This is a genomic window from Ligilactobacillus faecis (assembly GCF_029889745.1).
Lineage (GTDB): Bacteria > Bacillota > Bacilli > Lactobacillales > Lactobacillaceae > Ligilactobacillus > Ligilactobacillus faecis.
Map to the genome: position 1 here is coordinate 272,538 of NZ_CP123639.1, position 14,111 is coordinate 286,648.

General features: G+C 40.1%; 12 protein-coding genes. 1 reads left to right on the top strand and 11 read right to left on the bottom strand.

From position 1 onward, the window contains the following. Positions 1-190 precede the first annotated feature (190 nt). Positions 191-862 carry a type 1 glutamine amidotransferase gene (locus tag QFX10_RS01400; RefSeq protein ID WP_280606468.1) on the top strand — a complete coding sequence of 224 codons (672 nt, stop codon included), beginning with the start codon at positions 191-193 and terminating at the stop codon, positions 860-862. A gap of 28 nt (positions 863-890) precedes the next feature. On the opposite strand, the gene QFX10_RS01405 is transcribed toward QFX10_RS01400, so the two are convergent. The 11 genes from QFX10_RS01405 to QFX10_RS01455 form a co-directional block, all read right to left on the bottom strand. After that, the gene (locus tag QFX10_RS01405) at positions 891-1,883 is read right to left on the bottom strand and encodes an AraC family transcriptional regulator (RefSeq protein WP_280606469.1); all 993 of its coding nucleotides are present in this window, start codon (positions 1,881-1,883) and stop codon (positions 891-893) included. Between the two features lie 7 nt (positions 1,884-1,890). Next, positions 1,891-3,306, bottom strand: a complete 1,416-nt coding sequence (locus tag QFX10_RS01410; protein WP_280606470.1) for an aldehyde dehydrogenase family protein — start codon at positions 3,304-3,306, stop codon at positions 1,891-1,893. 15 nt (positions 3,307-3,321) lie between these two features. Then, on the bottom strand, positions 3,322-4,116 hold the full coding sequence (locus QFX10_RS01415; RefSeq protein WP_280606471.1) for an SDR family NAD(P)-dependent oxidoreductase: 795 nt from the start codon (positions 4,114-4,116) through the stop codon (positions 3,322-3,324). A gap of 853 nt (positions 4,117-4,969) precedes the next feature. Then, on the bottom strand, positions 4,970-6,148 hold the full coding sequence (locus QFX10_RS01420; protein ID WP_280606472.1) for a GH25 family lysozyme: 1,179 nt from the start codon (positions 6,146-6,148) through the stop codon (positions 4,970-4,972). 1 nt (position 6,149) lies between these two features. Next, the gene (locus QFX10_RS01425; RefSeq protein WP_280606473.1) at positions 6,150-6,497 is read right to left on the bottom strand and encodes a phage holin, LLH family; all 348 of its coding nucleotides are present in this window, start codon (positions 6,495-6,497) and stop codon (positions 6,150-6,152) included. A gap of 12 nt (positions 6,498-6,509) precedes the next feature. Beyond that, the gene (locus tag QFX10_RS01430; protein WP_280606474.1) at positions 6,510-6,857 is read right to left on the bottom strand and encodes a hypothetical protein; all 348 of its coding nucleotides are present in this window, start codon (positions 6,855-6,857) and stop codon (positions 6,510-6,512) included. Between the two features lie 56 nt (positions 6,858-6,913). After that, on the bottom strand, positions 6,914-7,153 hold the full coding sequence (locus tag QFX10_RS01435; RefSeq protein ID WP_280606475.1) for a hypothetical protein: 240 nt from the start codon (positions 7,151-7,153) through the stop codon (positions 6,914-6,916). Between the two features lies 1 nt (position 7,154). Then, the gene (locus QFX10_RS01440; RefSeq protein ID WP_280606476.1) at positions 7,155-7,586 is read right to left on the bottom strand and encodes a DUF1617 family protein; all 432 of its coding nucleotides are present in this window, start codon (positions 7,584-7,586) and stop codon (positions 7,155-7,157) included. Further along, positions 7,583-10,186, bottom strand: coding sequence for a hypothetical protein (locus QFX10_RS01445; protein WP_280606477.1), 2,604 nt, complete (start codon positions 10,184-10,186; stop codon positions 7,583-7,585). The genes QFX10_RS01440 and QFX10_RS01445 overlap by 4 nt, the downstream gene beginning before the upstream one ends. A gap of 122 nt (positions 10,187-10,308) precedes the next feature. Then, positions 10,309-13,737 carry a GumC domain-containing protein gene (locus QFX10_RS01450; RefSeq protein ID WP_280606478.1) on the bottom strand — a complete coding sequence of 1,143 codons (3,429 nt, stop codon included), beginning with the start codon at positions 13,735-13,737 and terminating at the stop codon, positions 10,309-10,311. A gap of 15 nt (positions 13,738-13,752) precedes the next feature. Beyond that, on the bottom strand, positions 13,753-14,109 hold the full coding sequence (locus tag QFX10_RS01455; RefSeq protein ID WP_280606479.1) for a DUF6711 family protein: 357 nt from the start codon (positions 14,107-14,109) through the stop codon (positions 13,753-13,755). Between the last annotated feature and the right edge of the window lie 2 nt (positions 14,110-14,111).

Consider the following 14,111-nt stretch of genomic DNA (forward strand, 5'->3'; position numbering starts at 1 on the left):
CCTTTTCTTTTGGCTTTGTTATCTATATTGTGCCATAGGAGTTTAAAGTTTCAAACATCATTTCACGCCAAAAAGACATCTCTTGCTGTCATAGTTGACGCTTGACTGGATCTGCCCTATAATGCTTAATAACATAGGTATTTGCCGGCGAGACCTAGGCCAAAAGCGCCGACGAGAAGAAAGGATCAGTATGCGGATCAATATTTTGCAACATACACCAAATGAAGGGCCCGGTGCGCTCAGAGCTTGGGCCAAAGAACATGGACATGAACTTTATATCTATCATCCTTATCAATTTGACGGTGTCTTACCTTCAGCTGATACGACTGACTTCCTTGTTATTTTAGGGGGGCCGATGAGTCCAAATGATGACCTTTTTTGGATCAAACAAGAACGCCAACTCATAAGAGAACTCTTAGCTAAACACGTTCCGATCTTTGGCGCTTGTTTTGGAGCTCAACAGATCGCTAAAGCTTTAGGCTCTCAGATCACAAAAGCTCCTGCTAAAGAAGTCGGTTGGGCGCCAGTCTATTTAAAAAGCACTGTGATCCCTGGTATTCCTAAACGCTTAACTGCTTTACATTGGCACGAAGAACGCTTTGAGATCCCAAAAGAAGCCGTCCATTTATTCGAGAGCGATCTTGTCAAAGAGCAAGGCTTTTTAGTCGGTGATAATGTATTAGGTCTACAATTTCATTTCGAACCAGAAGCCGACGATGTCCGTGAGATCGCTTTGAATGATCGGACTTATCCAAATGAAGGTAATGCTTTAAAACAAAGCACGCTAGATATTTTACAAGCCAAAGTCCCAGCCGAAAATAAAGCTGTCTTGTTCAAATTGCTTGATTTCATTACACAATAAACTAAAAAGTCCTGCTAACAGGACTTTTTTAGTGCTCATTTTGAGCGCGATATTCGCTGACACTGATCCCCCGCCAAACGATGAAAGCGCGTAAAAAAGAATTTAATTCTTGGTAACCTAGTAGATAAGCGATATCGTTCGTAGTCATCGTGATATTTTTTAAATAGTGTAATGCTAAGATCTCACGGGCACTATTCAATTGTTCTTGAAACGTCGTATTTTCTTCTTTTAATCGGCGTTGCAAAGTTCGTTTAGAATATCCGAGCTTTTGGGAAATATCTTCGATCGAAAATAAGCCACTAGCTAACGATTCGGTGATCGCATTGCGAACTTTAGCACTGACCGAATCATCAACTGCTAGTTCGGCTAAACGTTTCTTTAATTCTGGTTCAAAGTAGTCCCACATCGTCTGATCATGACTTTTAAAGGGACGTTTGAGATCAGCCAGCGCAAAGGTTATTTGATCTTTTGCCCCTGAAACAGGAGCAACTAAGAAAAAGTCGGCTAAAGCAGAGGTTTCTTTAGGCATAAGCTCATGAAACTGAACTTTTTGCGGTCTAACTTCAAAGCCAGTTGCTTTCCGCAACATCCCCACCATAAATGCAAACTCACTTTTAGCGATAAAGCGTGGGATGCTTAGTTCACTTGCAGTCGAATGTAACTCGATCGTTAAAGTGGTCTCAGTTTGTTTGAGTTTAAACGTCATCGGACCGATCAATTTTTTATACTGAGCGATCCGCTTGATAAAGGTTTGACCGTCTTGACTACAGTAAGCGGCAAAGATCGGGGGCGAAAATTGTTCGATCTTCTCTTGCGTCGCCATCTTGACCGGTAACAAAGGATCACTTAACTTATGTTCGATCAGTTCCATCAAGTGGTAATAATCTCTTTCAGCCACAAGAGGGCGTTCTTTTGTAAAAGTCTCAGGCGCTAAGCCAACTTCAGTCAAAAGTTCCTTTAGGTCAAGACCATATTCTTCAAAGAGCTGTGCATACCGACCATCGATCACAAATTTTTCCATACTATCCCTACTTACGTGAAATATTTTCAAAAACAGCTTGCATATCTATTTTAGCACTGTTCAAATATTTTTCATTTGTAAACTCGCGCATCCCCGAAAAACTCATCTCACGCCCGTATCCCGAGTCTTTGATCCCACCAAAGGGGATCGCATATGAAGCCATCGTCGGCTGATTGATCGAGATCGCTCCCGCTTCTAATTTTTCGCCTAAAGCAGCTGCTTTTTTAGGATCTGTTGTATACACTGACGCCCCTAGACCAAAAGGCGTTCCGTTTGCAAGCGCAAGCATCTCAGCTTCATCTTTATACGAAAAGACCATAAAAACAGGGCCAAAGATCTCTTCTTTTGCGATCGGATTATCTTGTGTCACTTCAGTCAAGAGCGTTGCTTGGACCCAAGCACTATCGGCCGGAACTTCTGGTCCGATCGGTGTTGCTTTAGCTCCATGGCTTACTGCTTTTTGGATCTGAGCTTTAACTTTAGCAGCAGCTTTTTTAGAACAAAGCGGACCATAAGATGTGGTTTCTTCTAAAGGATCGCCAATGGTGAGTTCATTTGTTGCTTTTGTTAGTTCGTCTAAAAATGTTTGGTATAACGATTCATGGATCAACATCCGTTTATCAGCTAAACAAACTTGACCTGAATTTGTCAAACGTCCAAGCAAGGCACCTTCGATCACAGTTGCCATATCGGCATCAGGTAAAACGACCATCGCATCTGAGCCACCAAGTTCCATCACATTTTTCTTCAAAGCATGGGTTGCTTTAGCCGCGACTTCACGTCCGACTTCAGTACTACCAGTGATCGTGACCCCACTGATCCGTGGATCGCTCAATAAACGATCTGATTGTTCATAATCAACAAAGAGATTTTGGAAAACTCCTTCTGGTAAGCCAGCATCCAAAAGTAATTTTTCAAAAGCTAAAGCACATTGGGGCACATTTGATGAATGTTTCAACACGACAGTATTACCAGCCATCAGCTGAGCGGCTGTAGGACGTGCCATTTGGAAAAAAGGCACATTCCAAGGTTCGATCTCATAGATCGTACCTAACGGTTGGTAGATCCCGATCGCATCCCCAGCTAATTGGTCCTCGGTCTTTAAATAATGTGGCGCTAAAAATTCAGCTGCATGTTCAGCATTATATTCGAAAATATCGGCACACATTTGGTTTTCCCATAAAGAGATCGTGATCAATTTCCCCGTCTCTTTTGTATTTAAAGCCGCTAACTCTTGATTTCTTTCACGAAACAGTTTAGCTGCTTTTTTTAAGATCTGTGCTCGTGTAGCAAAACTTGTTTCCTTCCATGTCTTAAATGCTTCTTCTGCTTTGGCGATCTTTGCTTCAAATTCAACATCTGTCAAAGTTTCAAATTCAGCCATCACTTCGTTACTGTATGGATTTTTACTTACATATGCCATCTTTATTTTCCCCCATTAATTATCAGCACTACCGCGTTCTTGTAATTTATAAACATTATCTAACAACAACTTCTTTGGGATCATCGGTGATAAATTCATAAACGGCTTTTGTAAAGCTGTCAGCCCTGCAATCACTTCTAATTCACCTTGAAGCATCGCATCATAACCAGCTTGAGCGACTTCAAGTGGCGAGACTGCATTAGCAAAGAGTTTAGTATCACTCAAGCCCCCTGCCTGAGCAAAACCCGTTTGCATCGCACCAGGCATCAAACAGGTAACTGTGACGCCGGTATCTTTCACTTCACGCCATAAAGCTTCAGACCAACTTGTGAGATAGGCTTTAGTTGCATAGTAGACTGCTTGGAGTGGGCCTGGCATAGCTGCTGCAGTCGAAGAAACATTCAAGACTTTACCATTACCACGCTTGACGAAATCAGGTAAAAATAGTTTCGCCAATCTCGTTGGTGTTTCGATATTGACTGCGATCATCGCCATATCTTGTTCCATCGTTCGAGCAATAAACTCACCTTGACCGCCAAAACCAGCGTTATTGATCAAATAATCAACTGTCCAACCGTTTGCCTCACACGTATCATAGATCGACCAAGCTGCTTCTTTTTCTGCCAGATCAACGGCGATCGTATGTGCTGTGATCCCATATTTTTCTGTTAATTTTTCGGCTTGGGCCACCAATTTTTTCGGATCACGACCAACTAAGATCAAGTTCCCACCTGTTTTAGCATGGATCTCAGCAAAACATTGTCCTAGACCACCATATGCACCAGTTATCAACGCTGTTTTCTTTTCCATTTTGATTACCCCCTATTTCATCTCAACTGATGCTTTAAGTATATTTCTTCAACAAAAAAGTTTGAACATCATTTGATGCCGAACTCCGATCAAATCATGCCAAACAACGTAAACGCATTCAATTATGTAGCTAAAAACAAAAAAGAGTGCCTTTTTTAGCACTCTTTTGTCTATACCCGATTTTAAAAATGAAGATAATAAAAAATCACTTTCTATTTTTAAGATTTCTGTACAATTCTGTGTATTTCTAGTTACTATAATAACTGACTTGAAACGTTAATATCATTGCTGAAAAATCGCCTGCATTTTTACAACTCGTAGTCAAAACTTAGTCAAAAAGACATTATTTGATTTGAAGTCAAGCTTAAAATCAATGACTCGTTAGATACAAAAAAAGAGCCACACCCGATATTTTTCGAGTGTGGCATTTTTCATCTAGTGACGGTCTTTCAACCAATCATAAATGATGCTTGATACAAGATTGACTAAGATAGCCAAGATCAAGCTTAGTATTGTAGAAAACATCGGAGAGTCTCACCTCCAATTTGTACTAACTGAGATTGATTAGATCTCACGTACAATACCCAGTATACAAAACATCTTGACAAAGATAAATATCTAACTTAATATGAGAGTGTAGAGAACACGGAGGGTCACTTCCATTTTAGCGAGCTGATTACTCGCAACCGTCTTACCTTCTGACATCTGTCAGAGGGTAATTTTTTTGCACAAAAAAGCCCTCTGGCGCCCGTAGACGGTCCAGAGGGTGGCTAGCCTCTTTCAACGTTAGTATAACACGAAAAGCGCCACACCCGAAAATTAATCAGGCGTGGCGCTTAGTTTAGCTATTCAATTAGTATCGTAACGTTTGCCCGGGGTAGATCAAGTTGGCATTTCTGATCCCGTTGGCGCTTTGTAGGTGTGATACTGATGTACCTAATTTTCGCCCGATCGCTCCAAGTGTATCACCAGATCTGACCTGATAACTTCTCACTTGTTGTTTCGGTGCAACTTGACGTCGTGTACCGTATTCTTGACCACCCATCACCCCCATTGCTACATAGTGATAACTACCGCTATAACTCATATACCGTGCCCAGACATATCCACCTTTGATGTAGACGTGATCATACGTCAGGCTTTCGCCCGGATCGTATTGGGCTACGATCTGTGCGCTAGTGTTTGGGGCTGTACGCACGTTAAGCTTAGTATTAGCTGTAAACACGCCAGTCTGCGTATAGTCTTCATCTTTGGTTGAAGTTTGTACTGGTTGCTCTTGCTTAGCTTGACTTTGATTATCTACGTGGTGCGTATCGCTGTTACTGATCACAGCATTTTTATCTTGGCCACCAGTGTAATAATCATCATAAAGTTGCGAGACATCAAAGTGCCCGTAGGAGCCGTTGAATACTGCGTCACTTGCCCACTGCCAAGCATGGTGTTGCGTATGACGATCAGCCGTCACATTATATGGATATTGTGCGATCCACCCAGTCCCGGCTGGTACACTGACAACGTTATTCTTCCAGCTTTGAGAAGTATAGATATCATAACGATAACCTGCTTGTTCAACGATTCGCTTAAATTCCATCACTGCTAGATCATTAATATTCTTAGGTATCGATTGTTGTTGATCAGCCTCAACATCAGCAACTAAAACGGCGTTGATCGGTAAGCCATCTGCTTTAGCCATCGCCACAGCATAATTAGCTTCGGCTTGCGCCCCGCCAACACTGGACCATCTTGCAAAATGATAGCCATTAATGTACAAGCCTGATTGCTGTGCTGTGCTGATGTTATTTTTTGCTGTCCAGTCGTGATAATATGTTCCTTCACTGATTTTAGTCACAACAGATTTAACGCCGTATTGATCACGCATCGCAGTAAAGTTTCCAACTGTCATATAGTCGTTATGATTTGACACATCAACCATATCAGTACGCGCGGCTTCTACCTGTTTGGGTACTGCCACAGTAGCCAAAAAAAGAGTCGTTGCAACAGCGACTCCCAGAAGTAATTTTTTCTTATTCAACTTATTCTGCCCCCTTATCTTTTTGTGGGTACTGATCCAAAAGATCCCGCTGTTTAGCGTAGGCTTGTTCTACTGCATTTACGATGATCTGCTCATCTTTTACGGTGAACCCTGCGTCTAAGAGCGCCCGAACAACGGCTTGGACAGCGTGATTTTTCTTCATCGCACCACTCAAATATTCAGTTACTCCAAGTTTTTGCGATGCAACCACTGCATCTTTAGCCAGTGGTTCTAATGCCCGAAGCATGCTTAAAGCTCGACTGTTTTTGACAAAATAGCTACCACAATATCCAATCACCGCTGTGATGATCGCTGTTAAAATCGTTACGATCATATCTATTAAAGTCATATATATTTCCTCCTAATCATCTTTTACATCTAACGCTTTGACTTTGTTATATAAGACCTCGCCGGTACCATTTCCACCGAGATCCTTATAACTACTAAAAATATATTCCAGATCATTAAGCTGACCTGGAGTAACATATCCATTACTGATATATTGGGTGCAGTTATCGTATAACTCATGATGTAGCATTGCTATCACACCATTTTTCAAAAGTCTGTCGGTTTCGTGCAAACTTTCTGCCGATAATTCTCGCTCCTGTTTTTTATGTTCTAAGTAGATTGCTAGCTCCTTAACCCCCCAGCCAATAAAACCAGTACCAAAAAGGCTACATAGTAGCTCTACAACTTCGTGTAATTGCATTACACCCCTTCTTTTCTCTTTAAATTCCGCCCACCCACCACAACTTTTAACACAAATTATTCATTGTTCTCAGAAACTAATTTGATCAGCTTCTTGTGTGCAATATCTTGAATTTTTTTGCGGTTTAAGTCATCTAGTGTAACCCCAGATTCTAAATCATCAGCAGTTACATTGACGGATCCGTTAATATAATTATCTCGATTGTCGTCATGACCTTCGAAACCTACATCGATCCGCACTGTATTCCCTTTTGCATCAAAACGATATTGCAAGCCATTCATTGTATTTTTAAACATATTAATTACCTTCCTCCTCTGTTTTTTCTAACTGATCCATCAAAACATCATAAATAAGAGCTGCCTGACTATCTAATTCATATGGATAGTCAAGCAACTCTTGATACAAAGCTTTGAATTTCTCTAAATATTCAGTACAATCGATCACAGCTTTTTCTTCTGCCAAATCACTCATTTCTTTTTGTAACTGCGGGAGGTCGTCTTCATTCTTAAAAATGTAATGATCTCCATCTTTCTTCAACTCACCGCGATCATCGACTTCAAAATAATTCTTGCGAATTTCATCTAGATCCTCGGTGTATTCTTTGTTTTTTTCTGCAAAAACTTTAATGAGCTTTGTACGTCCACGACTGGCACGTCCCTTTAGTTTCAAACCATCTAGAAAGTTTCCTACTGCGACTAATTCAGCATTTTTGAAATTTAATGCACTCATTTATTTTCTCCTTTCAGATCTACATCGACTTTATCTAGTCGAACATTTTCATATTGTTTACGTTTTGCCTTGATTTCATATGATACAGGTAAATTTGGTACGTTAGATTCAATTACAAAGTAATCTCCCTTCATCTCAGAGACCCAAGCATAACCATCTCCATAGCTAGATACAAACACATGATAATCAATACTTGTGTTGATCGTTTCTAAAAATAATGGATCGATCAAAATCTTTATGCGTTTAAAAGTACCCGTGTTCGCTTTGGCAATGTCTCCAAAGTAGTATTCGGCTGTTTCATATGCATTAATTGCTGTTTTCCCTTGAGAAGTATCTACGATTGAATTTTTGCTTCCTTCAACTCCCAATCTTCCTTTAACGGTTAACCCGCCAGTGCCAATAAGAGTTTCTCCGTTTGCGTTAATACATACACCATTCGCAATCATATAAATATTATTTCCAGAACTATCTAAATTTCCATGATCGAGCCATCCATTCGTACCTATTTTAATCTGTGGTCTTGATCGCACTATACCATCACTTAACGTTCCAGACATAAGAGTCATTGGTCCGCTGGCTTCTAGTAACATCTTTCCAGATTTTCCTAAAGTAACACCGGCTCCATTGATCTTGTCGCTCAGTAGATAGCCCCAGCCATTATAATTATTAGATTTCATTACAATTCCTTCATTTCCTATGATTTCCATACCATCACAGGCTTCGTTAAGGATTGTTGATGATCTATTTATGCGTCCGTATTGAGGATCTTTATTTTTATCCCAAATAGATTTTCTACTAAAATCAATAGAACCATTGCGTGCAAACACGCCATTACCCCATATATCAACTATATTCAAGGTTCCATTATCAATATCTATATCTAAAGTTCCGGTTGTTGATCTAATTCTACCTTTCTGAAATGAAACGTAACCACTATCAAGATTAATATTTAAATTGCTTCCTGAAATCGATCCAGAAGTAATATTGTTAGCGTTCAAGTTAATAACGTTGATATTTCGCCCATTAATTGTTCCACCATTGATTTTATCAGCAGATAAGCTAGCTATTGCAGCGCTTGGGATAAATGCCTTACCACTAAACACTACTGATTCAGAATCAAGATAGATTTTATTAGCTTGAATCAACGTATGCCCCGCTTGCATATTAATTTGAGATAACAATTCACCCTTTTGCACTCGTAGATCAATCGCTGTATTCAACTCGTTTCTTACAGCCGTAATCGCAGCCATGTTATCTTCTGGAGCTGGTGACCAGTCTGTAGCTCTACTTCCCTCTTCAATTTTAATTTCTGCAACGTAAATAGATCCACCTTCAAAGCTACCGTTTATCCAGTTGATAATGCGCCAACCATCAAAACTTCCAGTTCGATCACTAGTAAAGGTACAACTATACTTCTTCCACTGGTCTCTCAGAGTTTCAGTAAGTAAGAAACCTCCACCACCATGTTGATCTGTATAACTGCTAAACATATGAAGAGATTGCCCACCAACTTCTCTGCCCGTTGGATTTGAGCTATAGTACTTGGCTTTACACGATATAGTATATTGTTGGCCCTTAACGAGATAGATAGAATTTTTAGCTCTAAACGCACTATCTTTGGCGTTTTGTTGACCAGCACCAAACCAATAATGAATTATTCTTGTTTTGGCTCCGTTGTCATCTTCAACACTACAGTTGTATAGATCCCATCCTTGATACTCTCTAGTGTTATACAGAAGATTAGTCCCGCCAACCTGCAGTTCCTCTAACTTAGCTTGCCATTGACCAGCTCTTTGATCTACATAGGAAATATCTGCCTTATTAGCCACAACCGAATTAATACCATTCACTTTGACATCAAGGGCTGCGTACTTCTCCGACAACACACCTAAAGACTTGTTATCTTGGGTGTACGGCAAATAAGAACTGCTAAACGTCACCATAGGTTGATTAAAGATGACATTTCCTACCTTATATGTCCATAGCCTGAGAGTAGCAAATTTAGCATTGGAGGGCACTTCAACATCATTTACATAGAGCAATTTTGCAAAACCATTTGAAATATTATTTACTCTTGATGTTGTCTGAGATACACGTTTAATTTCATTACCGCTAGTTTCATCGGGATAAAATATGATCTCGATCCCCGCATCACAACTATTAGTAATAGTATCAGTTACATGTAACTGCACACTAGCAGAAATTCGTTGCCAATTTAAAACCTTAAATCTCTTGCTTTGCGATAAAAGTGTGCTGGTTGGCGCAGATGAGTTTCTAAATGCTAGTCCGTTTGATCCTTGCCAGCTATCCCATTCATTATTTGAAAAAAAGATCGTTCCTGCAGAATTATTACCGATATTTGTCCAACCCTCAGCATTATTAGAAAATTCAGAGTTATAGACAAGGTTTTGAATCCCTAATTTATCGATCCGATCATTGACTCTTGCAATTTCACTAGTTCGAAAAGTCATCCCATCTTTTAGCACATTCAACTCTGTCTGATATGTTTTTAATGTATTCCCTACATTCAGAAGTTGATTTGCCGTATCTTCAGGAGCTGGAGACCAGTCTGTAGCCTTGTCTCCTGATTCGAGTTTCACTTTTCTAACATAGACTTTCCCGTTAGGTTTTGAATCGGCCCATCTTCGACCAACGATCGCAGTTTTCCTCGTGTTATCAGGATCAACTTCATAGAGCACCCAATAACGTTGCCACTGAGTCGTTAATGTAACAAATGATGCCCATCGCCAGCGGTAAAAGTTTCACCTTGCGAAGTTGTTGATTTCTTGCTTATGTTTCTACCACCTAGACCGCCGTGCCATAGAAATGTCCCAATACGTTGACCATTTACATCACCACGAGCCTCAAAAGATAACATGTATCTACTCTCAGTTAAAGCATCTAGCGTATTGTAAGCTGCACCGTCTATCCAACCAGTTGTCGGAGCATCATTTGATCTAGCTTCTGAACTTGTTCTATCAAGCAAGTTCGTTCCACCTATCATCAAATTATTAAAACGATCATTGACGTTATTTATTTCGTTTATTCGCAGCTGCATTCCATCTTTTAAAAACTTGAGATCCAAGCTTTGCGATTTCAAAGTATCGTCAACTTTAGAAAGTTGCTTGGTTGTATCCTCTGGGGCTTGAGTGTAATCAGTTGGCTTGTTACCTTTTTCAATTTTTACATGTCTAATATATGCATCATATCCAGCATTAAAATAGATGATATACGCTTTGTTAAGGCTGTTTATTTTGCCAGAAACACTATACCTTTTCCAATCTGAGGTTAAACTAGTCCCGGCTAACGGACCATCACTAGCCTCACTTTCGTTTTTTACAGTCTTAAACACGCCTGTTCCCTTGGCATCAAACGATAACGTATAATCGTCGCCGACTTGCAGTTCTCCATTAGGAAAGGCGCCACCCCATCTAGTGTATATACCACCAAAGTATTGACTATTTAGATGTGCGACCTTAGTTTCGCCTTGCATTTCAAATGTAGGAGAAACGTTAAGCTGACCAATACCCGTCGGCCACGTAAAATCTAGTGATCCTTGTAGGTAGTTTCGACCACCCACTTTGAGCCCATTTATTCGATCATTGATCTTGCTGATCTCATTTATTCTTAGGGTCATACCGTCTTTAAGCAAGTTAAATTCAGTATTATACAACTGCAGTGTATTATTCACCGTTGTTAATTGTTCACTAAAGTCTTCAGGGGCAGGCGACCAGTCTGTTGGCTTATTGCCTTTTTCAAGCTTAACTTTGCTAAGTCTAAATGGAAGTTTCGCACCTTTTAGAGAACGCACCATGAAGATTATCGTATGAGTGTCAGGTTGCGTATGGATCACAATCTTTTTATCTCGTCGTCCCGGTGTATTTGGAAGTTGGGCCATATTAGTCCAATTATCTTTATAAACACTTGTTGTCTGTTTACATTCACGATCTTTAAACTCCCAAAAAATGAACCCTTGTTTATCAGGATGTTGTCCATCGGCGTAATTTAGATCAAAACTAAATACATAATCAGTATCTGGTTCAATATCGTATACGCGTTGCTCAATTTGTACGCAATCTTTATCACCGACATTAAGCTCAACTGTGTCGCTGTTCCAGGTAATTCCGCCGAATGTTTCATACCACGCATCATGTAAATAACTAGAGCCCAACTGTGATTGTTTTAATAAATTTCGACCACCAATATCCAAATTATTGATTTGATCACCGATCGTTGTAATATTAGCTTTCAGACTATCTGCCGTATGGGTAAATTCGCTAGTTCTGACGTATCCATTTAGATCAGTAGCTGTTAGTTTGCTACGCAATTCCTGTGCTGTACTTGCTCGAAAACTTTCAAAAACATCATTACCGACCTTACTCAGCATTTGCTGTTCGATCTCGTTAGCCTTAGTTTTTAAGCTAGCAATATCTCCTTTTGCACTGGAAAAATTTGCCGCTGCACTATCAGCTGTCAATTTAACAGTTGCTAGCTGTCCTTTAGCATCTTTTAATTGAGCATTTACGCCCTCTAAGCCTGCACTAAATTCACTGATTCGACCGTCTAGTGTTGCATATTGACCTTTGACCCCATTAACATCAGTCGTCAATTTTCCAACATTTGACGTTAAATTATCTGTGACTTTCGTTAGTGCGTTTAGATCACTATCAACTTGATGCTTCATTTTTGTATAATTATCAGCCGTCTCTTGCGCCTTTTGGCTTGCATCAGCAATTTGTGCCGACATATCTGTTTGTACAGACATGAAGTCTTTGTAAATAGTATCAGCGGTCAAATGTGCATTCTCAGCTGAATGATATGCCTGATCAGCTTTTGAACGCGCTTCTTCTAAAGCTGTTTGTTGTTCTTCGATCTGTTTCTTGATCTCATCATTTGCTAAATCATTTCTTTTCCAAACGCCAGAGCCATCATCTTGTTTTTCATATACCCAAAGTTCTGTATCATTTCCGTTCTTTTTAAACCAGATATCATTTACTTTTGCATTTTCAGGTGGACTTGTGACCGTCGTCGGATAAATGACCGTCCCGTCAGGAGCATTTCGAACTTGTAGCTCTTTTATCGCCTGCATAACACTACCGCTCCAGCTGATCGCCTGTGCAGAGCTAGACGTCTGATCAGCTTTAGAAACAGCTGAAAGTCCGCCATTAAAATCAAGTGTATAGCTATTATTAGGGACAACAAACGAATTGCCTTGCTTATCCTTTAATCTAAGCCAGTCGCCCGCTTCGATAGCTGGATTTCCAAACCAGTTCAAACTGAAAGGGTAGAAATTAAGATCTTTCAAACGTTCCCAAATATCATTAAGTCTTTCAACTGTCATGATGTTGTTTTCCAACTTGATCTGCGCACCGCTACTTGATCCTGCCTGATAGGTTTGCGTTGTTTCTGTTTTCTCTCCATCCCTAGTTTCAGTCGTGATCGTTGTTTGGCATTGAATACCCCCGATCTTATAAGTAGCCTCATTTTTAACTAGGCCTGCTTGTTCATATTGACTAGGATCTAGTGAATAATTTGGTTCTGCGATCGTTCTGATTGTAAATAAACCTTGCCGGTCAAAGAGTGCATAACCAACATATAATTGAGCGATCCATCCAAGCGCCTTGCGATAACTTTGGCCAGTGATAGGAGTAGGAAGGTCGGACTGCTTAGGTAATCTGGCTAAGTCACCAGTATTGACTTTAACACCGGCTTTAGCACATACCTCGGCGATCACATCCAACACTTTTGCGGGATAACTAAGAGATGATTCATATATCCCCTCAAGTCCACAAAATTGGTCACTTGCGCTAATAGTTGTCAGGTTATTATTTCGATCCATTTTGATCTCGTTTGAAATGACGAAAACACCCAAAGGTTCATAAACGTAGCCACTGGCTGTTTTGATCCCAATACTAGGTAAAACTTTCATTCCAAGTTTTAACCCTTCGACAAGATGCGAGAATTCAATCTGAACACTATTTGAATATGTTGATCCAATAGCGAATGTCTCGCCAGTATATGCACCCGAATCATACTTTAAGCTATTGATATCTCGAGCGGTATACGTAGTTCCATTGACAAGAACTTTAATATCTAATGTTCGTTGTGATGCACGCCAAGCATCTACTACCTCTTTTGCTTGTGTTAGCACCTATGATCACCTCCTCTATTGTTCAATTAGATCAAAGGATAAACCTTTCCAAACTGGATAGGTATCAACAAAAGAATAGACTGGTGTAGTCCGATCACCAACATAAAATGTTCCTGATCGCATCTGCCCGTCTTGTGGATCTAAAAATTCAACACTAAAAAACTCATTCTTGACAGCATTTAAGATCTGTGCACATTCAGAAACTGTTAGAGCACCAAAAGTCAGAGTTATTTTTCTTTTAGTTGCAACTCGATCACGGTGCAACAACCCATGTGCGTCACGAGTTGCTTTAGCATCTATATCCTGAATTCCAACGCTCATAGTTTGTGGCGCCGGATCAACCACTGTCCCAGAAATTTTTAAATAATACAATC

Coding starts and splice junctions, on each gene's coding strand:
- QFX10_RS01400 (WP_280606468.1), top strand. CDS start 191: ATGCGGATCAATATTTTGCAACATACACCAAATGAAGGGCCCGGTGCG.
- QFX10_RS01405 (WP_280606469.1), bottom strand. CDS start 1,883: ATGGAAAAATTTGTGATCGATGGTCGGTATGCACAGCTCTTTGAAGAA.
- QFX10_RS01410 (WP_280606470.1), bottom strand. CDS start 3,306: ATGGCATATGTAAGTAAAAATCCATACAGTAACGAAGTGATGGCTGAA.
- QFX10_RS01415 (WP_280606471.1), bottom strand. CDS start 4,116: ATGGAAAAGAAAACAGCGTTGATAACTGGTGCATATGGTGGTCTAGGA.
- QFX10_RS01425 (WP_280606473.1), bottom strand. CDS start 6,497: ATGACTTTAATAGATATGATCGTAACGATTTTAACAGCGATCATCACA.
- QFX10_RS01430 (WP_280606474.1), bottom strand. CDS start 6,857: ATGCAATTACACGAAGTTGTAGAGCTACTATGTAGCCTTTTTGGTACT.
- QFX10_RS01435 (WP_280606475.1), bottom strand. CDS start 7,153: ATGTTTAAAAATACAATGAATGGCTTGCAATATCGTTTTGATGCAAAA.
- QFX10_RS01440 (WP_280606476.1), bottom strand. CDS start 7,586: ATGAGTGCATTAAATTTCAAAAATGCTGAATTAGTCGCAGTAGGAAAC.